This is a genomic window from Winogradskyella undariae, from assembly GCF_013285155.1.
Classification (GTDB): Bacteria; Bacteroidota; Bacteroidia; order Flavobacteriales; family Flavobacteriaceae; genus Winogradskyella; species Winogradskyella undariae.
Window position 1 is genome coordinate 140,940 of sequence record NZ_JABTEL010000004.1, and the last position, 26,677, is coordinate 167,616.

At 32.2% G+C, this 26,677-nt stretch carries 21 protein-coding genes and 1 tRNA gene; 6 read left to right on the forward strand and 16 right to left on the reverse strand.

What is annotated here, in order from left to right; translation table 11 throughout:
* Nucleotides 1-23 precede the first annotated feature (23 nt).
* Together HSX10_RS07125 and HSX10_RS07130 are read left to right on the forward strand one after the other, a co-directional pair.
* On the forward strand, nt 24-1,112 hold the full coding sequence (locus HSX10_RS07125; RefSeq protein WP_173587524.1) for an OmpA family protein: 1,089 nt from the start codon (nt 24-26) through the stop codon (nt 1,110-1,112).
* Nucleotides 1,113-1,188: 76 nt separating this feature from the next.
* Nucleotides 1,189-2,466, forward strand: coding sequence for an MFS transporter (locus HSX10_RS07130; RefSeq protein WP_173587525.1), 1,278 nt, complete (start codon nt 1,189-1,191; stop codon nt 2,464-2,466).
* Here HSX10_RS07130 and HSX10_RS07135 read toward each other — a convergent pair.
* Both HSX10_RS07135 and HSX10_RS07140 read right to left on the reverse strand, forming a co-directional pair.
* On the reverse strand, nt 2,463-3,233 hold the full coding sequence (locus HSX10_RS07135; RefSeq protein ID WP_217363245.1) for a UDP-2,3-diacylglucosamine diphosphatase: 771 nt from the start codon (nt 3,231-3,233) through the stop codon (nt 2,463-2,465). The genes HSX10_RS07130 and HSX10_RS07135 overlap by 4 nt on opposite strands.
* Entirely contained in the window at nt 3,226-3,678 is a 453-nt protein-coding gene (locus HSX10_RS07140; RefSeq protein WP_173587526.1) for a 6-pyruvoyl trahydropterin synthase family protein, read from the reverse strand. Before HSX10_RS07140 ends, HSX10_RS07135 begins: the two co-directional genes overlap by 8 nt.
* Before the next feature lie 126 nt (nt 3,679-3,804).
* Between HSX10_RS07140 and HSX10_RS07145 the strand changes: the two genes are divergently transcribed.
* Nucleotides 3,805-4,434, forward strand: a complete 630-nt coding sequence (locus tag HSX10_RS07145; RefSeq protein WP_173587527.1) for a 2OG-Fe(II) oxygenase — start codon at nt 3,805-3,807, stop codon at nt 4,432-4,434.
* Between the two features lie 107 nt (nt 4,435-4,541).
* On the opposite strand, the gene HSX10_RS07150 is transcribed toward HSX10_RS07145, so the two are convergent.
* Genes HSX10_RS07150 through HSX10_RS07160 form a run of 3 tightly spaced genes read right to left on the reverse strand, consistent with a single transcriptional unit; the run spans nt 4,542 to nt 6,586 of the window.
* Nucleotides 4,542-4,718 carry a hypothetical protein gene (locus tag HSX10_RS07150; RefSeq protein WP_173587528.1) on the reverse strand — a complete coding sequence of 59 codons (177 nt, stop codon included), beginning with the start codon at nt 4,716-4,718 and terminating at the stop codon, nt 4,542-4,544.
* Nucleotides 4,719-4,745: 27 nt separating this feature from the next.
* Nucleotides 4,746-6,080, reverse strand: a complete 1,335-nt coding sequence (locus HSX10_RS07155) for an MATE family efflux transporter (protein ID WP_173587529.1) — start codon at nt 6,078-6,080, stop codon at nt 4,746-4,748.
* Complete coding sequence (locus HSX10_RS07160) at nt 6,077-6,586, reverse strand: GNAT family N-acetyltransferase (protein ID WP_173587530.1); 510 nt, start codon at nt 6,584-6,586, stop codon at nt 6,077-6,079. Before HSX10_RS07160 ends, HSX10_RS07155 begins: the two co-directional genes overlap by 4 nt.
* Nucleotides 6,587-6,650: 64 nt before the next feature.
* On the opposite strand from HSX10_RS07160, the gene HSX10_RS07165 reads away from it, so the two are divergent.
* Both HSX10_RS07165 and HSX10_RS07170 read left to right on the forward strand, forming a co-directional pair.
* A tRNA-Ala gene (locus tag HSX10_RS07165) sits at nt 6,651-6,724 on the forward strand.
* Between the two features lie 92 nt (nt 6,725-6,816).
* Nucleotides 6,817-9,174, forward strand: coding sequence for a hybrid sensor histidine kinase/response regulator (locus HSX10_RS07170; protein WP_173587531.1), 2,358 nt, complete (start codon nt 6,817-6,819; stop codon nt 9,172-9,174).
* An 11-nt stretch (nt 9,175-9,185) separates the two neighbouring features.
* Here HSX10_RS07170 and HSX10_RS07175 read toward each other — a convergent pair whose 3' ends face one another.
* The 5 genes from HSX10_RS07175 to HSX10_RS07195 form a co-directional block, all read right to left on the reverse strand.
* Nucleotides 9,186-10,025, reverse strand: coding sequence for an alpha/beta hydrolase family protein (locus HSX10_RS07175; protein WP_173587532.1), 840 nt, complete (start codon nt 10,023-10,025; stop codon nt 9,186-9,188).
* Entirely contained in the window at nt 10,022-12,784 is a 2,763-nt protein-coding gene (locus tag HSX10_RS07180) for a PD-(D/E)XK nuclease family protein (RefSeq protein ID WP_173587533.1), read from the reverse strand. Before HSX10_RS07180 ends, HSX10_RS07175 begins: the two co-directional genes overlap by 4 nt.
* A gap of 61 nt (nt 12,785-12,845) precedes the next feature.
* Nucleotides 12,846-14,210 (reverse strand): OmpA family protein, encoded by a 1,365-nt coding sequence (locus HSX10_RS07185; RefSeq protein WP_173587534.1) that lies wholly within the window; start codon nt 14,208-14,210, stop codon nt 12,846-12,848.
* Nucleotides 14,211-14,344: 134 nt separating this feature from the next.
* Nucleotides 14,345-15,538 (reverse strand): glycine C-acetyltransferase, encoded by a 1,194-nt coding sequence (kbl, locus tag HSX10_RS07190; protein WP_173587535.1) that lies wholly within the window; start codon nt 15,536-15,538, stop codon nt 14,345-14,347.
* 43 nt (nt 15,539-15,581) lie between these two features.
* Entirely contained in the window at nt 15,582-18,713 is a 3,132-nt protein-coding gene (locus HSX10_RS07195) for a UvrD-helicase domain-containing protein (RefSeq protein WP_173587536.1), read from the reverse strand.
* Nucleotides 18,714-18,830: 117 nt separating this feature from the next.
* Between HSX10_RS07195 and HSX10_RS07200 the strand changes: the two genes are divergently transcribed.
* A complete protein-coding gene (locus HSX10_RS07200) occupies nt 18,831-19,439 on the forward strand; it encodes a superoxide dismutase (protein WP_217363247.1) in 609 nt (202 codons plus the stop codon).
* 111 nt (nt 19,440-19,550) lie between these two features.
* On the opposite strand, the gene HSX10_RS07205 is transcribed toward HSX10_RS07200, so the two are convergent.
* From HSX10_RS07205 to HSX10_RS07230, 6 genes are all read right to left on the reverse strand, one after another.
* Nucleotides 19,551-20,000, reverse strand: coding sequence for a 3-oxoacyl-ACP synthase (locus HSX10_RS07205; RefSeq protein WP_173587537.1), 450 nt, complete (start codon nt 19,998-20,000; stop codon nt 19,551-19,553).
* Nucleotides 19,997-20,680 carry a monofunctional biosynthetic peptidoglycan transglycosylase gene (gene mtgA / locus HSX10_RS07210; RefSeq protein ID WP_173587538.1) on the reverse strand — a complete coding sequence of 228 codons (684 nt, stop codon included), beginning with the start codon at nt 20,678-20,680 and terminating at the stop codon, nt 19,997-19,999. The genes HSX10_RS07205 and mtgA overlap by 4 nt, the downstream gene beginning before the upstream one ends.
* A 102-nt stretch (nt 20,681-20,782) precedes the next feature.
* Nucleotides 20,783-23,491, reverse strand: coding sequence for a zinc-dependent metalloprotease (locus HSX10_RS07215; protein WP_173587539.1), 2,709 nt, complete (start codon nt 23,489-23,491; stop codon nt 20,783-20,785).
* A gap of 138 nt (nt 23,492-23,629) precedes the next feature.
* Complete coding sequence (accC, locus tag HSX10_RS07220; protein WP_173587540.1) at nt 23,630-24,982, reverse strand: acetyl-CoA carboxylase biotin carboxylase subunit; 1,353 nt, start codon at nt 24,980-24,982, stop codon at nt 23,630-23,632.
* A gap of 75 nt (nt 24,983-25,057) precedes the next feature.
* On the reverse strand, nt 25,058-25,534 hold the full coding sequence (gene accB, locus HSX10_RS07225) for an acetyl-CoA carboxylase biotin carboxyl carrier protein (protein WP_173587541.1): 477 nt from the start codon (nt 25,532-25,534) through the stop codon (nt 25,058-25,060).
* Between the two features lie 31 nt (nt 25,535-25,565).
* The gene (locus HSX10_RS07230; RefSeq protein ID WP_173587542.1) at nt 25,566-26,561 is read right to left on the reverse strand and encodes a beta-ketoacyl-ACP synthase III; all 996 of its coding nucleotides are present in this window, start codon (nt 26,559-26,561) and stop codon (nt 25,566-25,568) included.
* Between the last annotated feature and the right edge of the window lie 116 nt (nt 26,562-26,677).

Here is a 26,677-nt window from a genome sequence, read left to right on the forward strand (position 1 = left end):
CTTCATATTTTCGTTGATAAAACATGAAACAAATAACGCTATTCGCATTCATTTTTTGTAGTCTTATTTCAACAAGTCAAAACTTAGTTTTAAATCCGAGTTTTGAAGACTTCTTTGACTGCCCATTGGCAATAGGTTTTTTTGATAGAAATGTAAAAAATTGGACAATTCCTAGCACTGGAACAACGGACTACTTCAACAACTGCAGTGAAGCTATAGGATTTCAAAATTTTAATGGTTATCAAGAGGCGAGAACAGGAAAAGGTTATGCTGGAATCTATACTTATTTCAAAAAAGATTATAGAGAATACATTCAGGGCTCATTAACATCTAAATTAGAAAGAGGAAAGAAATATCAAGTTAAGTTTTATATCAGTTTAGCAGAGAATTCAAGATATGCACTAAAGGAATTTGGTATTATGTTTACTTCCACGAAAGCGAACTTTAAAGCCAACATAAATATTTATGCAAAACATATTGCTAAGCGTCATCCAAGATTAACGTTACGTTCTACCTTTAATAAAGAATTCTATGATAATGATAAAGAATGGGTAGAGGTTTCATTTACCTATACGGCTCAAGGCTTTGAAAACTATTTTGCTATTGGGAATTTTAATAATAATTCCGACACTAAAAAAAGTAAAGCAAGACAAACGGATTACGAATCGTTTTCTTATTACTACATCGATGATATTTCTATAGAGCCATTAGAAAAAGAAATACTAACGGAAACAACAGAAACTGTTGAACAACCAAACCTTAAAGTCAACGAAGTTTACACCTTTAAAAATGTGCTATTCGAATTTGATAAAGCTGAATTATTAACGGTTTCAAAAGAAGAATTAAATCAACTTTATAAACATTTAAAAGCTCATCCTAAATTAAAAGTTGAAATCTATGGTCATACCGATAATGTTGGATTAGAAACCAGAAACCAAGAATTATCCGAACAACGTGCAAAAGCTGCTGAAGGTTATTTAATTTTACAAGGTCTAAGTGTAACTAAAATTAAATCCTTTGGTTTTGGAAGTACCCAAGCTATTTCAAGCAATGAAACGGAAGAAGGTAGGCTACAAAACAGACGTGTTACTTTTAAGTTAATTCAAAGCTAAAAAAATATCAAAGCTTTATTCTACATTTGTATGACATAAATTTCAGATCTGATAGGTCTGGCAACTCTTAATTACATTGGCAAAAAACGATCCATACGCAGCATTAAGGATTAGAGAATTTAATACCTTTTTGCTCTTACGCTTTTTATTAATCTTTGGTTGGTCTATGCAATTTATTGTCATAGAATGGGAAGTTTATACTTTAACCAAAGACCCTCTCTATTTAGGATTAATAGGTTTAATGGAAATTATACCTGCATTTACAATGGCGCTATTTGCTGGCCATATTGTAGACCAAAGTGAGAAACGAAATTTGCTAGCCTTATGCATTGCAGCATTTTCTTTAATTAGCTTAGGTTTATTTCTATTAACTTGGGAGCAAGCGGTAGGACATTGGGAAACAACAACCGTTTTATATTGCATCTATGCCTTAGTCTTTTTTGGTGGGTTTTTACGTTCGTTTTTTGGACCGACCATATTTTCTTTAATTGCACTTATTGTACCTAAAAAAGTATATCCTAATGCAGCTACTTGGAGCAGTAGCACTTGGAAAGCTGCAAGTGTTTTAGGTGCTCTTTTTGCAGGATTTTCTATAGATTGGATTGGTGTTGACTATACGTTATGTATTGTTTTTGTAATGGTGACCTTGTCTTTAATTATTACATTTCAAATTAAGAAAAAGCCTATTTTAAATCCAAATATTGGCGAATCAGTAAAGGAAAGTTTAAAAGTAGGATTGCGATTTGTATATAGTGATAAATCTATTTTAGGTGCTTTATCTTTAGATATGGTTGCCGTTTTATTTGGTGGAACGGTTGCTTTACTTTCTGTATTTTCTCAAGATATTTTACATGTGGGCTCTAAAGGTTTTGGGGTTTTAAATGCCTCTATATCCATAGGAAGTATTCTTACCATGTTTATCACCACCTATTTACCTGTAACCAAAAATGCAGGTAAGAAACTGTTGATTTCTATTTTTGGGTTTGGACTTTGTATTATAGCCTTTGGTATGTCTAAAATTTTCTGGGTAAGTATTGTTGCTTTATTTTTATCTGGCGTTGCAGACGGTGTATCTATGGTGATTAGACAAACCATTTTACAACTAAAAACACCCGATCATATGCGAGGGCGTGTAGCTTCGGTAAATTCTATGTTTGTAGGATCTTCTAACGAACTTGGGGCGTTTGAAAGCGGATTGGCAGCTAAAATAATGGGACCAGTAGTTGCTGTTATATTTGGTGGCACCATGACTCTAATTACAGTAACCACCATTGGTATTAAAAATAAAACGTTACGAAATCTTGATTTAACTAAAGATATTGAAGCACATGAAAAAGAAGAAGAAATCGCTTAGTATTTCTTCAAATCAAAATTTTCACCATCAAAAACACCGTAAGTATAATATTGTATCCAATCGCCCAGGTTAACGTACTTAGACTTTTCATTCAAATCAATTTCTAAAGGCAAGTGTCTATGCCCAAATACAAAATAGTCTCTATGTTTATCTTCTAATTTACGTTTACAATAAACGGCTAACCATTCATTTTCTTCACCTAAAAAAGTAGCATCATCATCACCAGAAATCATTTTATTTTTCACCGATAGATATTGCCCAATACGCAATCCAATATCTGGGTGCATCCATTTAAATAACCATTTAAAAACAGGATTGGTAAACACTTTTTTCATGCGTTTGTAACCTTTATCATTTGGTCCTAAACCATCGCCATGACCAATAAAAACAGAAGTATCATTAAACATGAATTCTTTAGGTTTATGATATACAGGAATACCGAGTTCTTCTTCAAAATAACCATGCATCCACAAGTCGTGATTCCCCACAAAATAGTGAATCGGAATTCCGGAATCACTAATTTCGGCAAGCTTACCAAGCGTTCTTGTAAATCCTTTTGGGACAACGGTTTTATACTCGAACCAAAAATCGAATAAATCACCTAACAGAAAAATGGCTGCCGCATCGTGTTTAATTTCATCTAACCAAGCCACAAATTTTTTCTCACGTGGTTTGGAAGCGTCACTAGTTGGTGCGCCTAAATGATTGTCAGATGCGAAGTAAATTTTCTTTCCTTCAGCTAAAGTAATATGAGTGGATTTATTCATTATCTGATGCGTACCATTCTGCAAAAGACGATGTAGTTTCTGAAAGCCTTAATGAATGTAATTTTATAGTTTTGGGTAAACGTTGTTTTATTTTTTCAGCAAAATCAATCACCATCATTTCACTTGTTGGCTGATAATCTACCAACAACACGTTATGATCTCTAATTTGTAATTCTCTAGCTAACTCAACATGTGGTGTATTTTTATTAAAAACAGTAGCATGGTCAAAAACATCTACAATTTCTTCCTTTACAATTTTCTTTAAATCCCCAAAATCAATCACCATTCCGTATTTTACGTTTGTGGTATTAGAAATTGGCGTTCCTATTACGGTTACATAAAGTTGGTAACTATGGCCATGTACATTTTTACACTTCCCGTCGTAACCATATAATGCGTGACCTGCTTCAAAAGAAAACTGTTTTGTAATGCGTATTTTACTCATGCTATTTTTAATTAGGATGCAAAGATATTATAAATGTAAAAGGAATGGCTTTTTAGATTACATTTGCTCACTTTTTTTAATTTTATTAAGATAATATGAAAAGATTAAATTCTTACAAAAGTCACGTTGAGTAGTCTTTTTGAAGCTATTCCGTTTGTTGAAAACCCGCTTTATGAGCGTATTATTTCAGACATTTCATCACAAAAATATAGTATTGTTGATGATTTCTTTTCAGAAGATGAAGTTATTGCCTTAAGACACTCGTTGCTTTTAAAGTATGAAGAAGATGCGTTTAAAAAAGCAGCTATTGGAAATAAAACCCATAAATTCATAAAAAAAGCAGTCCGTGGTGATATTATTCTTTGGATAAATGAGAATATTATTAATACGGCAGAGAAATTATTCTTCAATAAAATTAACGATTTAAAAGATTACCTAAACCGTACTTGTTTTTTAGGAATAAATCAGAAGGAATTTCATTACGCTATTTACCCAAAAGACACCTACTACAAACGTCATTTAGATACGTTTCAGAATGATGATAGGCGTAAATTATCTTTCGTATGTTATTTAAATAGTGAAGACTGGAAACCTGAAAACGGTGGTGAATTGGTACTTTATTTAGATGGAGAGAATAAAGTAATCTACCCTTTTCCTGGTAAAGTTGTCATTTTTGAAAGTCAGGAATTAGAGCACGAAGTAAAACCCGTAAATACACAAAGATTGAGTATTACAGGTTGGTTAAAAACACGGTAAATTTGTATTAGCGTTTTTTGTATTTGTTGTAGAAATATATAATTACAAGTGCTAATCCTAATATAAGGAATAGGCCATTTCCACCTAAAAAACTAAGTACATCCATTTTATTCTTCTTTATATCTGTTTTTATTATATCTATAAATGATATAGGCAATAGCTACCAACACTAGAAAAGGCACCAAATTACCTATTAGAATACCGATACTATAATAATCATCGGGTGCTTCTTTTAGCTTTTCGTCTATGTTTAGATCTTGAAATAATGCAATTAATAGATTCATTTAAAGTGATTCATTTATAAATCAAATTTAAGCGTTTTCAGCAAGTGATTTAAATGTTTTACGGAATTTTATTATCAATGGTAAACCACGCGCTATCATCCAAAATGTAAAAGCAATAAAAATGCCGTAAAGTTTGTAATCTAAACTATCAGTCCAAAATATAATAGGTACAAAAACAACCAATGTAGAAAATAGTAAAACGTTTCTAAGATATTTCATTCTACCTAAGCCTTTAAAAACTCCATCGAAAATAAAAGCCAATGCACACAAGGGTTGCATCGCTAAAATGATCCAAAAAACATTATAAAACTGGTTGAGTACGTCTTCATCATTACTGAAAATACGCCCTATTGGGTAATAGAAAATCGCACCTATTACACTAATTATCAAACCGACTAGAATACCGTATTTAATAAGTTTATTACTCAACTCAATTAAATTCTTATAATCTTTAGCACCATACAATTTACCAGATAAAATATTACCTGCACTAGCATAACCATCGATAAGAAAGGCGCCTAAAAACCATAAATTAATCCCAATAGTGTAAGCTGCAATGTAGTTTTCTCCATATTTAGTAGCAAAACTCGTTGCTAGATATAAAGCTAAGTTTAGAGCTAATGTTCTAATAAATAAATGCGCTATCATTACAACAAAGCGCTTCATTTCAACATTAAAAGGCAGTTTTATTAATAAAGGAATATCTGTTTTTTTAAGGAGATAAAATGCAGAAAGTAATGCCATAATAACTTGAGCTAATACACTTGCATAAGCCGCACCTTTTATATGCATTGCAGGAATAAAGCCTTCAATACCATAAACAAAAGTAAAATCTAAAACAATGTTTGAAGCCGCTCCGACTATCGCAATAAGCATGGGATAATAGGTGTTTTGCAACCCTCTAAAAGTTCCAAAAACAGCGATAGTAAATAGCGTAAACGGAAAACCAAAAACACGGATTTGATAATACTCTACACTATAATTTAAGATCTCTCCAGAAGCATTGTAAAGTTTAAAAATCTGTGCAGCAAAAGGATAAGTAACACCAATAATAACCAAGCTTAACGCGGTAATTATAAAAATGGCTTGAGCCGGTAAATTCTTTACAGCATCTAAACGATCTGCACCAACATATTGAGACACTATAGAAGAAATAGCACTTCGGGTTTGACCTAAAACCCAAATAAGCATCGAAAAAAACGTCCCAACAATACCAACAGCTGCCAAGGATGTTGTGGCTTCATAATCCATATTACCTATAATAGCGGCATCGGTTAAAGACAGAATAGGCTCGGACACTCCAGATATTAATGCTGGAATAGCGAGTTTATTTATTTGTTTTAAAGTTATTTGTGTGCTCACAGAACTAATTCGTAACAATGAAAAGGAAATTTACTTTGCTTTGGAAAATAAATATCCTCTAATTTTTTATATCCGCGAAGTTCGTAAAACTTTTGGTTTCTTTTGTTTTGAGAGAAGGTATCTAACCGAATTGAAGTATAATTATTTTTTAGAGCAAATTGCTCTGCGAAATCCATTAGTTTTTGTGCATAACCTAATCCTTGATATTTTGGATGAATAGCTAGGCGATGAATATAAAGGCTGTTAACATTATTAGTTAACCATTTTACAGGAATGTATTCTACATCCATTTGCTTTGAAATTACAATACAACCAATAATATTATCTTTAATTTTTAAAACATAAAGCTCCTCTCTCTCAACATCTTTAGCAAAAGCAGTCGTATTTGGATAATGTTCATTCCATTGATAAATACCTTTAGATATCATTGTTTCAGCACAGGCTTTGGTAATAACCAAGAGTGATTGAACATCATCTATTATTGCTTTTTCAATTTTATAGCTCATTAATTTAACTTAGAATTTAGTTTTAAAAAGTGAACAAAAATAAGTATATATTTACAACTGTAATGGGGATGTAACTCAGTTGGCTAGAGTGCTTGACTGGCAGTCAAGAGGTCCTGGGTTCGAATCCCATCTTCTCCACTAAAGCATACTTATTACTATGCTTTTTTTCTTAATAAAAAAACTTTATTAACATTTTTTACGTAAGTTAGCAACCGTTTAATGCCCCTAACATGAAGCCTACCTTACTAATTATCTACTTTTTAGCATGCTCTTTGTATGCTCAAAAACCTGCTTTTAATCCAGAACAATCTTTTGGCAAATTATTCGAATACTCAGAATACACAAATACCGAAAACGCTAAATATTCTATTGAAGATATTATACAAAACTCTGATTTAAAATATTCTGATTTAGAATCAGAGAATCATGATCTTGGTTTTACAACCAATAACTACTGGGTTAGATTTCGATTAAAAAACACCCTAAACACCGATAAAACTTATTATTTAGTAACTGCCAGGCCTATAACAGATATTGTTGACTTATACAGTATTGAACCCGAAATTAAAGTTTATAAAAACGGAGATCAAATCTCCTTTAATCAAAAAGAGGTTAATCACAGAGAAAATGTTTTTAAAATAAAATTAAAAGCAAAAAGCGAACAACTCTTTTATATTAATCTATCTAGTGATGGTGAAACCTTAAATCTGCCACTTAATTTATACGATGAAGGCTCTTTTATAAATAAAAATTACACACAACAATTATTTTTAGGTCTGTTTTATGGCGTTTTATTATTAACGAGTTTAATCTATTTGTTTTTTTACACCAGCTTAAGTAATAAAACATTTCTATATTATTCCTTGTATGCTTTTTCGATTGCCTTAATGCAAATGTCTTTAGACGGCTTTATATATCAATACATTTTACCTAATGGGGGTTATTTAAATAGCCGAGTTGTTTTAATTACTGCACTATTTTCCAATCTGTTTTTACTAAAATATTGTGAGTATTATTTAAAAGTAAATACAAATTTAAAACACTTTAAAATTGGCTATAATATTATTTACGGTGTTATATGTACTTTGTTAATAATGTTATTTATCAATTCTAAAACATTAGAAATAGCTTACCCATTAAGCAATTTAAACGGCTTATTAAGTCTTATATTAATTGTAACTACTGTTTTTAAAATGCGATTTAAACGTGTTTATGTAGATCCTTTCTTTTCTTTAGGAATTTTATTTTTAGTTATTGGTTTAACAGGTTTTGTAATGAATAACTTAGGACTAATTCCTACAAATTTCTACACTCAAAACAGTTCTAAATTCGGGACAGGAATAGAAGTTGTTTTTCTTTCACTTTCTATGACAAACCTAATAAGAAAACTAAGATTAGAGAATGAACATTCGCAAGAACTAGCATTAAAAAAATCTGAAGAAATTAGTGAGATTAAGAGTTACTTTATGTCTAATATAAGTCATGAACTACGCACACCGATTAATGCCATAATGGGAATGGTAGATATAGAATTAGCAAATGCAGATAACGATTTAGAAAGTAGAAAAAAATATCAAATAATTAAAAATGCTTCCATAAGCTTATTAAGTAACGTGAATGATGTTTTAGATTTTGAAAAAATTGAAAAGAAAGAACTAAAACTAAGAAAGGAAGAGTTTAATCCTTCAATTGTATTAAATCAAATTAGTAATAATTGGAAAACAGAAGCGAATAAAAAAGGACTTAAATATACCTTTGAAATGGATTCTGAAATCCCAACAAAAGTTGTAGGCGACTCTGACAGATTCGTTCAAATTATAAATAATGTATTAGCCAATGCTGTTAAATTCACAAAAAGTGGTCAAGTAATTCTAAAACTAAAATGCTTACCACAGCCTAATGATATATCTAGTTTCTGCTTTCAAATATCAGATTCTGGAGTTGGCATGAGTGATATTAGCAAAGACAATGTATTTGTTAGTTTTAATCAAATGCAACTCAACCACAAAAGGCAATTTGGAGGTATGGGACTTGGCTTAACCATTGCTAAACATTTAATTGAACTCTATAATGGCTCCATTAAAATTGAAAGCAAAATTGATAAAGGAACAGATGTTTTTATTAAAATACCGCTTAAGAAATTAAAAAATGAAAGCGCACCGATTGATAATAAAAGTACTGTAATATTCGAAAAACCGTTACATATTTTAGTTGTTGAAGACAATAAACTAAATCAATTAGTGATGCGTAAACTACTAGGCAGCTTTACGAGTGTTAGTTTCTCTGTGGTAGAAAATGGTAGAGAAGCTTTAAAGGCACTAAAAAATGATGTCTATGACTTAATCTTAATGGATCTACAAATGCCTGTAATGGATGGCTACGAGGCCACTAGGTTTATTAGAAGTGGAGAACTAGGTTCTTCAATTGTAAACATTCCTATAATAGCCGTAACTGCCGATGCTATGGAAGAAACAAGACAACGTGTTTTAGATATCGGCATGAATGATTACATGACTAAACCTGTTAAAAGAGATTTACTTTTCGAAAAAATAAAATATTGTTTTGACAACAACTTAAGCGTCGCATAATTCTCCTCAATCTATTTTAGAAACTTACTTATAGTTTCAGAAACGTGATTTAGCTCTACCGAAAGAATATCTTTTTCCCATGGATGTTTTGTATTAAAGACATGGCCTGCATTTTCTACAATTTCTAATTGACTGTTTTTACTCCATTCGTAAATATTGTAAGCTTCATCAATGTTTACAGAGGTATCTTTATCTCCATGAATTATTAAAACAGGAAGCTCTAAACTTTTAGTTGCAGATTCTATATGAAGCCTTTCTTTATTGGCTTCAAAATCTTCTAAAAACTGAACATAGTGTGGCATTTCTTGTTTTGTTCTACCGTTTTTTACATACTTAACACCTTTTTCTTTCCAATTTTCAATTTCTGTTTCAGAACCAAATCTGTTTTCAAAATTACTTACGCTAGCTAAAGTTATAAGCTTGGTAATTCTAGAATCTTCTGATGCTTTTATTATTGCAATACCGCCACCACGACTGTGACCAATTAAACTTATTTCAGTTGTATTTATAGCTGAATTATTTTTGAAATGCTCTTGTGACCAATCAATCACATCGTTTAAATCTTCGAGTTCTTTAGTGTAATTATTATTTCCAAAGGCTTCCAAATCCGGGAAATCTATAGGGTCATTAACAGTACCTCCATTGTGTGAAAAATTGAATTTTATAAAACAAAATCCTTCATCTGCAATATGTTTTGCCATTAAATTCCAAGCGCCCCAATCTTTAAAACCTTTATAACCGTGACAGAAAATTACAATAGGCTGATTGATTTTTTCTTCAGAATAAAACGTATCAATAAGAATTGACTTTTTTCCTTCTCTTGTTAGAAGTATGTTTTTATCTATTTTCATTTCGTTAAGTCTTTTTCAATAAAATTGAGCTCTGGGCTACAGATTTCAGTTATTAATTTTTTAAGTTCAACTTCAAAATCATCTAAAGTTTCATTAGTAATTAATTGATCTTTTTTTCTTGAGCCCGAAGATTCTTTTTTACCGAATTTTAAGAACCCTCCGTTTAAGTTTTTAAATGAAATAATCCCGGCTTCAATAGGTAATTCTACACGTTTATTTTGACGCATCATATAAGCATAACACAAAATCTGAAAAGACTTACTATACTTCGTATAATCCGTAGTCAAATCTTCCCAATCAACAATCTCTAATTTATTCTGTTCTACCTTGCCCGATTTGTAATCTACAACCCTAATAACGCCATTAAACTGATCTACTCTATCTACTTTACCTTTTAAACGAATAGGAAAATCTAAGCCGTCTATTTCAATATTAATGGACTCATCAGATTCAATCGCAATTATTTTTATTTCATTACCCGCTTTTAAGCTATCGCGCTCAAGGTTTAAAAAATTAGAAATATAACGTTGCGCAATTTCAAAAATGATTAAATTTTTTCCTTTTGTAAAATCGCCGTCTTTATATAAATCTTTAAAATGCTTTGTAACGGTGATTTTAATTTGTTCTTTAAAAGTTTTAAGGTGCTCTAAAGTTAACAATTCACCTTCTAATGGTTTGTAAAAATCTTCAAGTGAATTGTGAATTACAGAACCTAAAGTATTGGCCGCAATGTTTTCTTCAACATCATCAAATTCTTTAATTCCTAAAACTTTTTCAAAATAAAAGTCCATTGGATTTCTAATATAATTAGATAGTGATGAAGGTGAAAATCCTTTAGCCGAAAATACTTTTAACTGTTCAATAACAGCATCAGACTTTACAATCTCTTGTAATTTTTGTTCAATTATAGGTACTTCGGGAGCAATAACACTATTCACTATTTCGTGCTGACCTTCAATCTCTAATTGCGTTAAAAATCTACTCTTCTCTCCTCCTTTTAAAGCATCAATTTCTGTATTATATAAAATATAGACATTTTTTGCACGTTGTAAAAGTCTATAAAAGTGATAGGTATAAACGGCGTCCTTTTCTTTGAAGGTTGGTAGGCCCCTTTCAATTTTTACATCGAACGGAATAAACGAATTATTTGTTTTTCCGGAAGGTAAAATACCTTCATTTACTGAACTTATTATTACGGTATCAAAATCTAAAACTCGCGATTCTAACATTCCCATAATCTGAAGTCCTTCTAACGGTTCGCCTTTAAAATCTAAGGTTTCAGAACTTAGTAATTCTTTATAAATCGTTTGCAATGCCGACACCGAATTAAGGTATTTATAGGCTGTATTTAATTCTGAAAGTTGATTAAATAACGTATTAAAACGATAGAGGTATTCTAATTCTAAACTGTGATTTTTTTTATCTCCATCTAAATTTGTTTTCATTCTAGAAATAAGTGTAGAACAGTTTTTGAGCGCTATTAACGGCTTGTCTTGCCAAGATTGAAATAAGAATTCTATAAGATCTATATGCTCTGTAACAAGCTTCTTAAGATCGCTCAAGCCCATATAAACCAAATTATTTTTAGTAATGTGAGCAACTAAATTCACAGATACATTACCAGATTCGGTTTCAAACAACGGGTAAATAGAAGGGTGAGACAATACACTAACAACATCTTTGTAATAAAACTCTTTTGGGTTGTTTTTATGAAGCACAAATAACTGCTCAAAAACAGATGCTAAAGGCACAAACTGTAATGGTAACCCCATTGTTACATTAAGCTTACTTATGGTACTTGGTATTGAGTTTAATACAGGAAGCAATAAATGCTCTTCACCCAAAACAACTGCTATACTTGATAACTTAGTTTCTTTTTGCGTTAAATCTGTTAATAATTGACCGATATATTTAGCCTGACCAACAAGTTTAGGAATACCAATAGCTTGAATATTTTTAGGTGTACTATAAGTTTCCGTAACCCAATTAAAGGGTTTTGTTTTAAAATAATCCCAGTGCGCTCTATGTTGTCTTGTAAACCAACCAGCATCGTGCACATTATCATCAATAAAGGCTTTATCAATATCCCAGTAAATGTGAGCTAAATCATTTTTTAATAAACCTTGAATAATTTTAGACTCAGCAGAGTTTAAAGCATTAAACCCTAAAAACACATGGTTTTTTCCACTACAATCCTCCATATAAGGTTCTAAATTATCTACAGCTTTTCTATAGATTAAACCTTGATAACCTTGCTTTGACGCTAAAAGGTTTTCGGTATATGAAGCATAGTAATTTTTAAGAGATTTCCAGAACTTTAAATAATTTGTAACCAAATCGGTACTATTACTTTCTAAAGACCAATGATCAAGCTCTTTTATAGCATTTAAATAATCGAATATATGATCTTGCGGAATAAGATAACGATCTATCTCATTAAAATCTTGTAATAAGATTTGTGCCCATTTTGAAAAAGATTCAAAAGGCTCTTGCTCCTCTTCCTTTGTTAAGGCTTTATAGGTTTCGTAGAATCGAAATAATAAATCGGTGTTAGGTAGATTTTGTAATCCGGATAACTCCTCTACAAACTCTTCGCTACTGATTATTTGAGGTGTAAAAATAGGTTGATCTAATAAAGAAGAAAGGTGATGCTTAAGAAACACACCCGCTCTTTTACTTGGAAGTACAAATGTTAACTCTTGAAAATTAACATTTTTATTTTGAAGATCAATGAGTACTGATTTTATAAAACTTATCATTCTATAAAAATAAAAAACGCCCCGGATTACGGAGCGTTTTTTTAATATATTTTAGATGTGATTAGCTTTTCAACTTCACCTCTACACGTCTGTTTTCTTTTTTACCAGCACTTGTACTGTTACTAGCGATAGGAGTAGTCTCTCCAAAACCAGCAGCAGTTAATCTATCAGCACTAATACCATTAGCAATTAAGTAATCTCTTACTGCATTTGCACGTCTTTCAGATAAAGCTTGGTTACTAGATTTAGAACCATCACTATCAGTATGACCTTCTAATGAGAAAGAAGCTTTTGGGTATTCTTTAAAGATCGCTACCATTGACTGTAATACTTGGTTAGTTTGCTTTTGGAAAGTAGCTCTACCTGAGTTAAACAAGATAGATCTTGAATATTCATTTAAAGTATCCATTACTTCTTCAGTTGGTGCAATTTCAGGACAACCATTGTTTGCCACAGTACCAGCTTCGTTTGGACATTTATCATCTTTATCTAAAACACCATCACCGTCAGTATCAGGCCAAGGACATCCGTTATTTGCAGCAGGACCTGCAGTATCTGGACATTTATCATCAGCATCAGCAACACCGTCACTATCAGCATCTGGACAACCAGCTAAAGTTTTAAGACCAGCAACTTCTGGACACTTATCATCTTTATCAACTACACCGTCACCATCAGTATCAGGACAACCATTAAATTCTGGTAAACCTGCAGTGTAAGGACAATCATCTTTAGAATCTTGGATACCATCGTTATCAGAATCTGGACAACCGTTGAAGATCTCTAAACCAGCTTCTTCTGGACAAGCATCATCTTGATCGTAAATACCATCACCATCAGTATCAGTACCACCAAATTTAAATATAACACCAACTGAATGTTGGAAATGTGAAGGTAAATAATCTTCAAAAGAATGCTTATATGCAGATTGAATATCTACACCTAATTTTTCTGAGAACCAAAATTTAAAACCTAAAGTTCCGTTTAAAGTACCAGCTCCGATTTCATCAACCCAAGTGTAACCACCACCAACTCCTAAATAAGGCTCAATAGTTTTTGAGTTAAGAAGATCCATAAAGCTATAAGATACATTACCGTCTAAACCGTAATATGTTAAATCATCTACAGAGCTATCTCCAAATTTATCAATTGTGTTTATAGATCCTTTTGCTGTAACTGTAAAGCCATCACTAAGGTATCTAGATACAGAAAGTGTTGAGATAGAAGGAATAATGTTCCAGTGATCACCTACTTGAAAGTATTGATCAAAATAGTCTCCTTGTGGTGCTTCTTCTCCTACTGGATAAAAGTCAACTGCATTGGCTCCAAAAGCAACAGCCCATGGATTGTTCTTGTCTTGTGCATTTGATGTGCTAAAGCTCGCTATAAGCACTGCGACAAAAAATAATCTGCTAAGATTTTTCATATTTTAATTAATTTTAATTTTAAGTGTTAATTAATGCAAAAATAAGATGTTAAAATTTATTAACAAAGACAAAGATATAAAATTTATGCCATTAAACGCGATTTCAAAGCGTTTGAGCTAAGATTTTAATCATTCTAGATAACTTTTAATTCTTTGCCAACTTTTATGAATGCATTTATTGTTTTATCTAGTTGCTCTTTATCATGAGCAGCAGATAGTTGCACTCTAATTCTTGCTTTATCTCTAGGCACAACAGGGTAAAAGAAACCGATAACATAAACACCTTCTTCTAAAAGCATATTTGCCATATTTTGAGACAATTTAGCATCGTATAACATTACTGGGACAATTGCAGAATCTCCATCTACAATATCAAAACCAGCCTCTTTCATTCCTTTTTTAAAGTATTTAGCATTCCAATCTACTTTATCTCTAAGTGTCGTGTCATTTTTAAGCATATCAAACACCTTAATAGATGCACCAACAATTGCAGGTGCTAAAGAGTTTGAAAATAAATAAGGTCTAGAACGTTGACGAAGAAGTTCTACAATTTCTTTTTTTGCAGTCGTATAACCTCCCATAGCACCACCTAATGCCTTACCTAAAGTTCCTGTAATAATATCAATTCTACCAAGTACTCCTTTTTCTTCTAAAGTACCAATTCCTGTTTCACCTATAAAACCTGTTGCATGGCATTCGTCAATCATAACCATGGCATCGTACTTATCTGCTAAATCACAAATTTTATCTAAAGGCGCAACTAAACCATCCATAGAAAACACACCATCCGTTACTATAATTTTATAACGAGCTCCGTTTGCATTTGCTTCTATTAATTGTGTTTCTAAATCAGCCATATCACTATTTTGATAACGATATCTGGCCGCTTTACACAATCTTACTCCATCAATAATTGAGGCGTGATTTAGAGAATCTGATATAATAGCATCTTCCTTTGTTAATAAAGGCTCAAAAACACCACCATTGGCATCAAAAGCCGCTGCATATAATATGGTATCTTCTGTACCATAAAAATCAGCTATTTTTTGTTCTAGTTCTTTATGAATATCTTGAGTTCCACAAATAAAACGTACTGAAGACATCCCAAAACCATGTGTATCCATAGCGTCTTTTGCTGCTTGTATAACATCGGGATGAGAAGATAAACCTAAGTAATTATTAGCACAAAAGTTTAAAACTTTTTGTCCTGTATTTAAGGTTATTTCGGCACCTTGTGGTGAGGTAATAATACGCTCTTCCTTAAAAAGACCAGCTTCCTTTATAGATTCTATTTCTTGTTGTAAATGATTCTTTATATCTCCGTACATGTTTTAATTTTTTGTTTAACGCGATCAAAGATACTATGAAAATTTAGACTTCAATAACTTCAATAGTATCATTTAAATAAACCAATATTTTATGTGTTACTTTTAAATTCATCTCATTTAAAACCGACTCGTAATCATTAAGCTGTGCTGCATGAAAGGATTTTTGCTCTCCGGTTTTATAATCAATAATAGTCACTTCATTATTAGAATTAATATTTAAACGATCGGGTCTTAAAATCTTACCCGATAATGGAATAATATCGCGTTCGTTATAGATCTGAAAATCATTCTGAAAATATTTACTTAACTCAACATGTTCCATAACACTTAAGACTAACGTTCTTAATTCATCTGTGTTTTTAGTCGTAATATCTCCAGAAATCAATAACTCATTAAAGGCTGAATCAATATCTTCTATTGTTTTAATTTTTGATAAAATAAGGTGAACTAAATTACCACGTTCTATAGCAGCTTCTTGCTCGGTATCCCATAATAATCCCGATTTAGTAACAATATTTAAATTGTGAACTTCTTTAGGAACTGAAATCATTTTAAATTGCTCTACAGGAGTTTCAACCTCAACCACTTTTTGATTCGGAACCATAGTCCCAAAACTATAATTAAGCTGGCTGTCTGTCCATTTATTTTCTTTAATCAGGAAATTAACAAACATACCCGCATACGTATCCTTATTAACGACACCTTTTGCATTAATATCTTTCTTAGTGATAATATACAACTGCTCAACGGCTCTTGTTAAAACTACATACATTAGGTTAATACTATCTAATTCTAATTGCGCATTGTGTGTTTTGTAAATGAGCTCTCCGGTTTCACCATAATTCTCTACTTCTTTAGTGTAATTAAGTAGAAGCGTATTAAATCCATTATAGTCTTCAGCTTTTACAGGAAACCAAACTTTAGGTTCTATTTCTCTATAAATATTAAGATCTGCATAAGGGAATATTACTATCGGAAACTCTAAACCTTTAGATTTATGAATAGTCATAATCTGTACGGCATTCCTGTTTTCAGGTGTTACAACACTGAGCTTTTCTTCATTTGTTTCAAAATAATTGACAAAATCAGTAACATCAGAATTTCGTTTTTGAGTAAACTCTAACACAATATCTAAATAAAACTGAAGGTATGCATCTGATGCTTCATTTAGATTGAATGCTCTTATACAATGCTCTACAAGATCGTATAAAGGCAACTGAAGACATTGATTTTTATCTATATATATATTCAATTCGGCTAATCCCAATAACATCTCATCTAAATTATCTTTTAGATAATTAACAAAAAACTGATGTTTATCTTCAATTTGATCACGATCTGCTAAAAATGAAAGCACCTTAATTTTAAGACCATCATTATTGGGTTGAATTAATAATTTTAAAAACGAATTAATAAAATTAACCTTATCCGAGTTTTTTATAAGTAACGTTTCAGATGACGTAATATTAATGCCATTTTCGTTTAAATAATTAGCAATAGCAACACCTTCTTTTCTTTTACGGACCAAAACACAAATATCACGAAGTGGATACCCCTTTTCTTGACAGTTCTTTATCGTTTCTAAAACTTCTGCGGCATACATTTGGTGTATATCATCATCTTTTTCAGGATCTAAAAAATTAAGATTCACAAAACCTTCTGATGTATTATGTGTGTTTTGTTTTGCCTTTTTATACAGATCAGCATACGCAGCTTCACTAAAAGTATGTTCACTTAAAAACTCAAAAAATGTGTTATTAAATTCAATAACAGCCTTGGCACTTCTGTAATTGGTTTCTAAAGCTAAGACTTCCGCTTCGAGCTGAAACGGATTATCAATCTTATTATATAGTTTTATAAACTGTTCTGCTTCACCACCACGCCATCTGTAAATAGCCTGTTTGGCATCACCAACTAACATGGATGTTCCTTTAGCTCCAGAAAGTGCATTTTCTAACAACGGAACTAAATTTTCCCATTGCATATTAGACGTATCCTGAAACTCATCAATAAAATAATGTTTGAATTTTTCTCCTAAACGCTCATAAATAAAAGGTGTTGGCTGATTTTTAATTTCATTACTAATAATGGTATTAAATTCTGAAATCAACATTTTATTCTGATCCGCTTTTAATGCATCTAATTCATTCTTTATGGCATTTAAAACTGATAGTGGCGTGATATTTCTATAAAACCCTTTTTTCAGTTTTACATTAAAAATAGATGCTTTTATATCTAAAAAAGCTTCGGCTAATTGAGGTTGAATACTATCTATAACAGATGCTATATCGTCTTTAACACGCTTAGGATACAAAACATTACCTTCAACCAAAGTATTCTGCCAAGCAGCTTCAAATGTAACAGCAAACTGTTTTGAGCTTATTTTTTTAAAATATTTAGGAAGATAACTTCCACTAAAATCATTGTATTGTAAACCACTCTCGTCAATTAAAGTTAAAGCTTTATCTGCTGTAGCAATTAAACTTTCTTCAAGTTGAATGACCTCTTTAGACAATTCTTGTTTTAAGGTCTTAAAATCATCAAGTGTTTTTTCTTTCAGCGTCTGTATTCCAAAAAGGTCATTCTCATTAACTAATAATTTTGAAATATTATTAAAGTCATAACTGATATCCCAACTCTTATCATCGTCTGCTTTTTCAATGGCAAAATCGACCAATATTTTAGTCAATCCTTTATCACTTCCCGCTTTAGCGATAAGACTATCTACTGCCTCATTTAAAAGTCGACCTTGATCTAGTTCAACTTCAAAATTCATAGGTAACTTTAAATCGTGCGCAAAAGTTCTAATAACACGATGTGTAAAACCATCAATGGTAGAAATATCGAACGCACCATAATTATGAATAATATGTTTTAGAACATTCTTTGATTTAGTTTGAAGGGCTTCGGGTTGAATTTTTAATTCCTCACAAATAGCCTGAAACATTGGGTTAGGATCCGTTAAACTTTCTTCTTTAGAAAAAACTTTAAGCATGTCTACAATCCTTTCCTTCATCTCACCAACCGCTTTATTAGTAAAAGTGATTGCTAAAATAGACTTGAATTGATCATAGCTATTAGACTGAATTAGTATTTTTAAATAGGCTTTAGCGAGTGTAAATGTCTTACCACTACCGGCAGAAGCGTTATATATTTTAAAGGCTGAATTTTGCAAAAGAGATAATTTTTATACCAAAATAGGGAATCTTAATAGTTTATTAAGAGAAAATTAAGGACAATATTGTAAATTTGACCATAAAGATTATTTATTAACCAATAAAAGAAAAACATTATGGCTTTCGAATTACCGAAATTAAAATATGCTTACGATGCTTTAGAACCAAATATTGATGCTCGCACAATGGAGATTCATCATACTAAACATCATCAAGGCTACACAAATAAATTAAACGCAGCAATTGAAGGAACTGATTTAGAAGGAAAAACTATAGAGAATATCCTTATTAATTTAGATACAGAAAACAAAGCGGTTAGAAACAATGGTGGTGGATTTTACAATCACTCATTATTTTGGGACGTAATGAATCCTGAAGGAAAAGGACGTTTATCTGGAGACTTAAAAGATGCTATTGAAGCAGAATTTGGTTCTTTTGAAGCGTTTAAAGATGCATTTTCTAGCGCAGCAGCAACACGTTTTGGTTCTGGTTGGGCCTGGTTATGTGTACATGAAGGTGGAAAAGTTGAAGTTTGCTCTACAGGAAACCAAGACAATCCATTAATGCCAGGAATTGGTTGTGAAGGAACTCCAATTTTAGGTTTAGATGTATGGGAACATGCTTACTACTTAAACTACCAAAACAGAAGACCAGATTATATTGAAGCTTTCTTTAATGTAATTAACTGGAATGAAGTTGAGCGTCGTTACGCTGAAGCAAAATAATTTGAGTTTAATTTATTTAGGCTTATATATAGAAAATCCGAACATTTAAATGTTCGGATTTTTTATTTGCTTTTTTTTAAATTATCAGCTTGAAATGATTTTCATGAAATATCATAAAACAGTTTCTATAACATATTTCTGATCTCTAAACACAACCTCATCACCAACACTCTTAGATAATAACAACTGTGCTATTGGTGTTACTGCAGAAATTGCATAATATGATGTATTGTCTATCTTAATTTCACCAGCGCTTATTGCTATAAAATAATTAGATTTCGTTGTTTGTACAACACTACCAAAAGCCACTTTATTGTGTTTTGAGTCTGTATTTATTTTATGAAGAATTTGTTTCTGATTTTCAATTTCAGATAATTGATTACCTGCTTTTTCACGCTCTAACTGCAGCATTGCTCTTCCTGTTTCGTGCTTATCACCTGCGCTACTTTTAGTTTCAGACTCTAATGAGTATTGAATGTCTGAAATTGCTTTATTCACCGTTAACAATCGGTTATCAATAAACCTTAGACATTCCTTATATAGTTCTTCTTTTATATTCATTCTTTTGGCTTTAGATTTAATGTTCCGTAAAATCGCATCTGTTTTACAATCCATTGTTTTCGTTTTTGAATATAAGCTGATGCCGGATTTGCTTTATAACTTCTAGGATTGGGTAACACCGCAACTATTGCAGCAGCTTCATAAGAGCTTAAATTAGCAGCCGATTTACGAAACCAATGTTGTGCCGCAGCTTCTACACCGTAAACACCTTTACCCATTTCAATACTATTTAAATACACTTCTAAAATACGCTCTTTACTCCAGATCGTTTCAATTAAAAAAGTAAAATAAGCTTCTAAACCTTTACGCAACCAACTCCGTTCTGGCCACAAAAACACATTCTTTGCCGTTTGCTGACTAATGGTACTTCCGCCTTTAATACGTTTTCCTTTTTTATTATATTCATATGCTTTTTCAATCGCTTCTAAATCAAAACCATTGTGGTTTACAAATTTCTGATCTTCACTACAAATCACAGCCAATTGCATGTTTTTTGAAATATCTTCTATCGGAACCCAGTCGTGATTCCAAAGATCAGTTTCTTCAGTATTTTCAAAATATCGAATAACCATAAGTGGTGTTACAGGGACGGGAACGTATTTAAATAATACGACCAAACCTACGGAAAACAACACACTCCATATAAATAGTTTCGCTATAAATCGAAAAAATCTCTTCATCGTTTCATCAAATAAATCTCTAATTGTTTTTAAACACAATAAATTATTAACACAAAAAAAAGCTCCTAAATATAGGAGCTTTTAAAGTTATAAATTAAGTTATTAATCTACTATAATTTTCTTAGTCACTTTTTTAGTTCCGTCAATTATAGTTAATAAATATACACCTGACTGTGCATTATTAAGCTTAATTGCCTCGTTAAAAGTACCAACATTATCAAAATTTTGAGAATAAATTGAACGTCCTCTTATATCGTAAACATTAATTGCTACAGCTTCTCCTGATGTTGAGTTAAACTGAACATTAAATTCACCGTTGTTTGGATTAGGATAAATACTTAAAGCTTCTAACTCATTGTCTTGTACTGACAACACAGCTTCAGACGAACTTTGACAAACCTCAATAGTTATTGAATTGATTGAACTAATTGTATTATCTATTGTACTATCTAAAATAAAAAATGACCAATCCCCTTGAGAATCTGTTCCGTCTACTTCAGATAAGGCGTTTTCTGGTATAACGGCATCTCCATTACTTATCGTTCCGCAATTAATAACTGAACCTTCATCATCAAAAACAAAATTAGGGTTAGCACTTCCTGAGCATTCTTGAGATGCTAACTCGATAATAAAAGTTCCTGAATATTCTGGGTGTCTAAATCCATAATATAAATCACCACTATCAGGGTGTGTAATATCTACCGAAATATTTGCATCTGTCATAATTAAAGACACAGGAACATTAAGACTGTAACCACTATAATTAGTTGTACTTTCTGGTACTGTTAAACCACCAAAATCAAATGTATAACTCTCACAAACATCAACACTTTCATAAACATAGTTACCAACAGCAAAGAAAGCAGTATTAACATTGTAAAAGATATTGCCTGCTCCTTCAACCATTACACGACACTTAGCACCACTAACATTAGGAACAGTAATATCATGAGAACCATCGTTCGACACATTAGAAGCCAAAATAGTAGTATATGTTAAACCTTCATCAGTAGATAATAAAATATTCACATTTGAGGCATTAACCCCATTACTTGTTGTACCTGCTACATTCCACGTTATAGTTTCTGTATCACCAGGTGTCCATACAATCTGATCTGTACTTTGTGAAGTTACTGTAAACGGTCCCGCTGCAGTAACATTAGTGATAGTCATTTCATCAGAGTCGGTTTGCCCTCCTCTAGCATCATTATCTCTAACTGTTAGCATAAAGTCTATACTTCTGTTTACACTAGATAATTTTTCCCATGTTGTAGAAGTACCTCCATTAGTTAATACTTCTGAAAGTTGTGGAACATATCTTACAGGGCTTTCAGTACCTTCAAAAGATCTAACTAAAGGTCCTGTTGTAGTTGTTTCAGTTGGTAAGCCTGCTGAACCTAAATCGTATTGCTCCCAAGTGTAAGTTAAAGTTTCTGTACCATCTACATCAGTAGAGTTACTTCCATCTAATTTATAAGGTGTTCCTTGAGGTATTGTATAATTAACTCCTGCATTCGCTACTGGCTCTGTATTACCTGTAGATGTTCTACTTACAGGACAAGAACCTGTACTTGTAACGTGTGCCCAAATACGGTTTATACTAGCTTGATGAAAATAAGCATCACTATTATTCTGTATATTATCAGATCCACAAATACCAGCATATGCCATAATAGTTGAACCACTACCTGGTTCATAAGCATTTGCTCCAGATCTTGAATTAGTAGTACAGTTACCATTTGTTCCGTTAAACGTATGTGGACCTCCAAATTGATGTCCTAGCTCATGTGCTACAAAATCTATATCATAAGCATCACCTACTGGCTGAGAAGAACCAGTTATACCACTAGCCTTACTGTTTGTATTACAAGTAACACCTAAACCAGCTAATCCGCCACCTCCTGTGCTAAATGTATGACCTACATCAAAATTAGCAGAGCCTATTGTACTTGTAATAACACTTTGACTTTGGCCTATTAAAATACTTTGGTTACTATTAGTAAAAGGGTCATCATCTCCGTCTGTATATATTATAGCTTCATTATTGGCAACTAAAGTCATGGTTATAGATAAATCTCTTTCGTAAATACCATTAACTCTTGTTAATGTTACGGCTATTGCAGCCATAGCATCTGCAACTGTACCACCATGAAATTGTGTATACTCACCAGTACAAGCAATTGCAATACGATAATTTCTTAAGGTACCATCATTTGCATTTCTTTCTGCAGGCTCTTCAAAAGTAGCTCTATTTGAAAGCGAATCATCATCTATAACTCCACATTCAAATTCAAAATTTCTTTCTAATAAATCTTTTTTAGAATATACAGTATAAATATTTCCATCTTTAGAAAAAGGATCTATAAATTGAGTTCCTCTTTCTGTTCCTAAAAACATAGCATGAAGTCCTTTTGAAGTTATACTAAACCTAACAATTTCTGTAGGGTTATCTATACCCTGACCAGCATAACTTCTGGTGTTCGGATATTTTTCTTGAAGTTCTGGCTCCATAATAGAAGCTTCAAATACTTTAAATTCACTTAATACGCCTTCTGAATTTGGAAAAGAAATAATTGTATTTCCTATATTGTTTCTATCTCCAACATTTTCTAAAGTATGCTTTAAAGCTTCGAGATTCAGTTGAAAAAACTTTTCAGACTTGAGCTCTACTCTTCTTATAACTTGTTCTGTTTGTTCTGCCTTTTGCTCACTAATACTTGTCCATAATTTACTTGTATTTTGTGCCGTAGCAGATAATGAAAAAATCACAGTTAAGACAAATGTGATTTTAATAAAATAATTTTTTAACATATATTTTTCTTTTTTGATAGCGCATAAAGTTAAGCTATTTATTTTAAAATAGTCAGAAGCCTAAAAAAGCCCCTGTATTAACAGGGGCTTATAACGCATAAAAGCAAAAAACCCAAACTTTTACGTTTGGGTTTTAATTTATTCTTCAATCTCTTTTTCTAATACAAAGTCTTCCATAAATTTCGTGGTATAATTACCAGCTAAATAATCTGGATGATCCATCAATTGCCTATGGAAAGGTATTGTTGTTTTAATACCTTCGATTACAAATTCATCTAAAGCACGTTTCATTTTATTAATAGCTTCTTCTCTAGTTTGAGCTGTTGTAATCAACTTTGCTATCATAGAATCGTAATTTGGAGGAATACTATAACCTGCATAAACATGCGTATCTAATCTTACTCCATGACCTCCCGGTGCGTGTAGCGTTGTGATTTTTCCTGGTGAAGGTCTAAAATCGTTAAATGGATCTTCAGCATTTATTCTACATTCTATTGAATGCAGATTTGGCGTATAGTTTTTACCAGAAATTGGAACTCCTGCTGCGACTAATATTTGTTCACGGATTAAATCGAAATCAATAACTTGTTCCGTTATTGGATGCTCTACCTGAATACGTGTATTCATCTCCATAAAATAGAAATTTCTATGTTTATCTACTAGAAATTCTACAGTACCAGCACCTTCATACTTAATGTACTCAGCGGCTTTTACAGCAGCTTTACCCATTTTAGTTCTCAATTTATCTGTCATAAACGGAGAAGGCACTTCTTCTGTTAATTTTTGGTGACGTCTTTGTATAGAACAATCACGTTCTGATAAATGACAAGCTTTTCCACGAGAATCACCTACAATTTGTATTTCGATATGGCGAGGCTCTTCTATAAGCTTCTCCATATACATATCATCATTTCCAAAAGCTGCTTTAGATTCAGATCTTGCTGATTCCCATGCATTCTGTAGATCTTCTGGTTTCCAAACGGCACGCATGCCTTTTCCACCACCACCGGCTGAAGCTTTAAGCATAACAGGATAACCTGTTTCTTTAGCTACTTTTATACATTCTTCAAAAGTTTCAATGACTCCTTCACTACCAGGTACACAAGGCACACCTGCAGCCTTCATTGTAGCTTTAGCATTGGCTTTATCACCCATACGGTTTATCATATCTTCTGACGCACCAATGAATTTTACGCCATGCTCTTCACAAATTTTAGAAAATTTAGCATTTTCAGATAAAAAACCATATCCAGGATGTATAGCGTCTGCATTTGTAATTTCTGCAGCAGCAATAATGTTAGACATTTTAAGATAAGACTCACTACTTGAAGGTGGGCCAATACATACTGCTTCGTCTGCAAACTTAACGTGAAGACTCTCTGCATCTGCAGTAGAGTAAACCGCTACCGTTTTAATGCCCATTTCTTTACAGGTTCTAATAACTCTAAGAGCTATTTCACCTCTATTGGCAATTAATATTTTTTTAAACATAACTTTTTAATATTTAAAATCTCAAATTCCAAATTCCGATGTAATAGGAATTATGTTTTGGAATTTTAAATTTGGTTATGATGGATCAACTAAAAATAAGGGTTGATCAAATTCAACAGGTGTTGAATCGTCAACAAGTACTTTTACGATTTTTCCTGAAATTTCTGACTCAATCTCGTTGAACAATTTCATTGCTTCAATAACACAAAGTACATCTCCTTCTTTTATATCTGTACCCACTTCAACAAAGACCGGTTTGTCTGGAGATGGTTTACGATAAAATGTACCAATAATTGGTGATTTTATAGTAATATATTTTGAATCCTCAGTAGCCGGGGTTGCTGGAACAACTTCTGCCGCAGGTACAACTGATTGTTGTGGCATTTGTTGTTGAGGCATAGCTGATTGCATCGGGATTTGCTGAACAATTGTAGTCTCATTCTCAGAACCTGTTCTGATCGTAATTTTAATATCGTCCATTTCTAACTTAACTTCACTTGCACCAGATTTAGCCACAAATTTTATTAAGTTTTGAATTTCTTTTATATCCATAATATAAGATATTTTGTTAGTTAGTTTTTTTTTAGGAGTTATAGGCCCATTTAAAATAAATTGAACCCCAAGTAAATCCACCACCAAAGGCAGCAAATATTATTTTATCACCTTTTTTAAGTTTTGATTCGAAATCAAATAATAATAAAGGTAGTGTTGCAGAAGTTGTATTACCATACTTCTCTATATTCATTAAGACTTTATCTTCTTCTAAATTGATTCTATTAGCTGTAGCATCAATAATACGCTTATTAGCTTGGTGTGCTGCTAGCCATGAAATATCATCATTGGTAAGATCATTTCTCTTCATAATCTTTTCGGCCACATCTGCCATGTTAAAAACCGCATTTTTAAATACCGTTTTCCCATCTTGGAATACATAGTGTTTACCTTCGTCGAAAGTTTCTTTAGTAATAGGGTAAGAAGAACCACCATAGGTAGCTTGTAGAAAATCTCTTCCTTCACCATTACTTCTTAACAATTCATCTTGTAAACCTAAACCTTCTTCATTGGGTTCAAAAAGCACAGCACCTGCTCCATCTCCAAAAATAATACATGTAGCTCTGTCTTTATAATCTATAAATGAAGAATTTTTATCTGCGCCTATTAAAAGAATTTTTTTGTATCGACCGGATTCGATGTAGGCTGTTGCAGTAGACATCCCGAATAAGAAACTAGAACACGCTGCTTCTAAATCGAAAGAGAATGCATTTACAGCTCCAATTTCTGTCGCTGTATACGCAGCTGTTGAAGCTGCTTTCATATCTGGTGATGCAGTACAAACAATCACCAAATCAATTTCTTTTGGGTCTAAGCCTTTTTTCTGAATAAGATTTTCAGCTGCTTTTATAGCGAGGTACGATGTACCTTTACCTTCTTCTTTAAGAATTCGTCGCTCCTTAATACCTGTTCTAGAAGTGATCCATTCATCATTTGTCTCAACCATTGTTTCAAGAATCTTGTTAGTTAAAACAAAATCAGGTACATAGCCTCCGACAGCTGTAATTGCCGCTGTGATTTTACTCATTATTAGCTTTTAGATTAATTAAAAATATGAAAAATTGATATACTATATTCAATTCTCCTTGATTTTAGCAAAAAATAGAAACGCAAAGTAAGTGGTTTTTGCGGTATTGAAAAAAT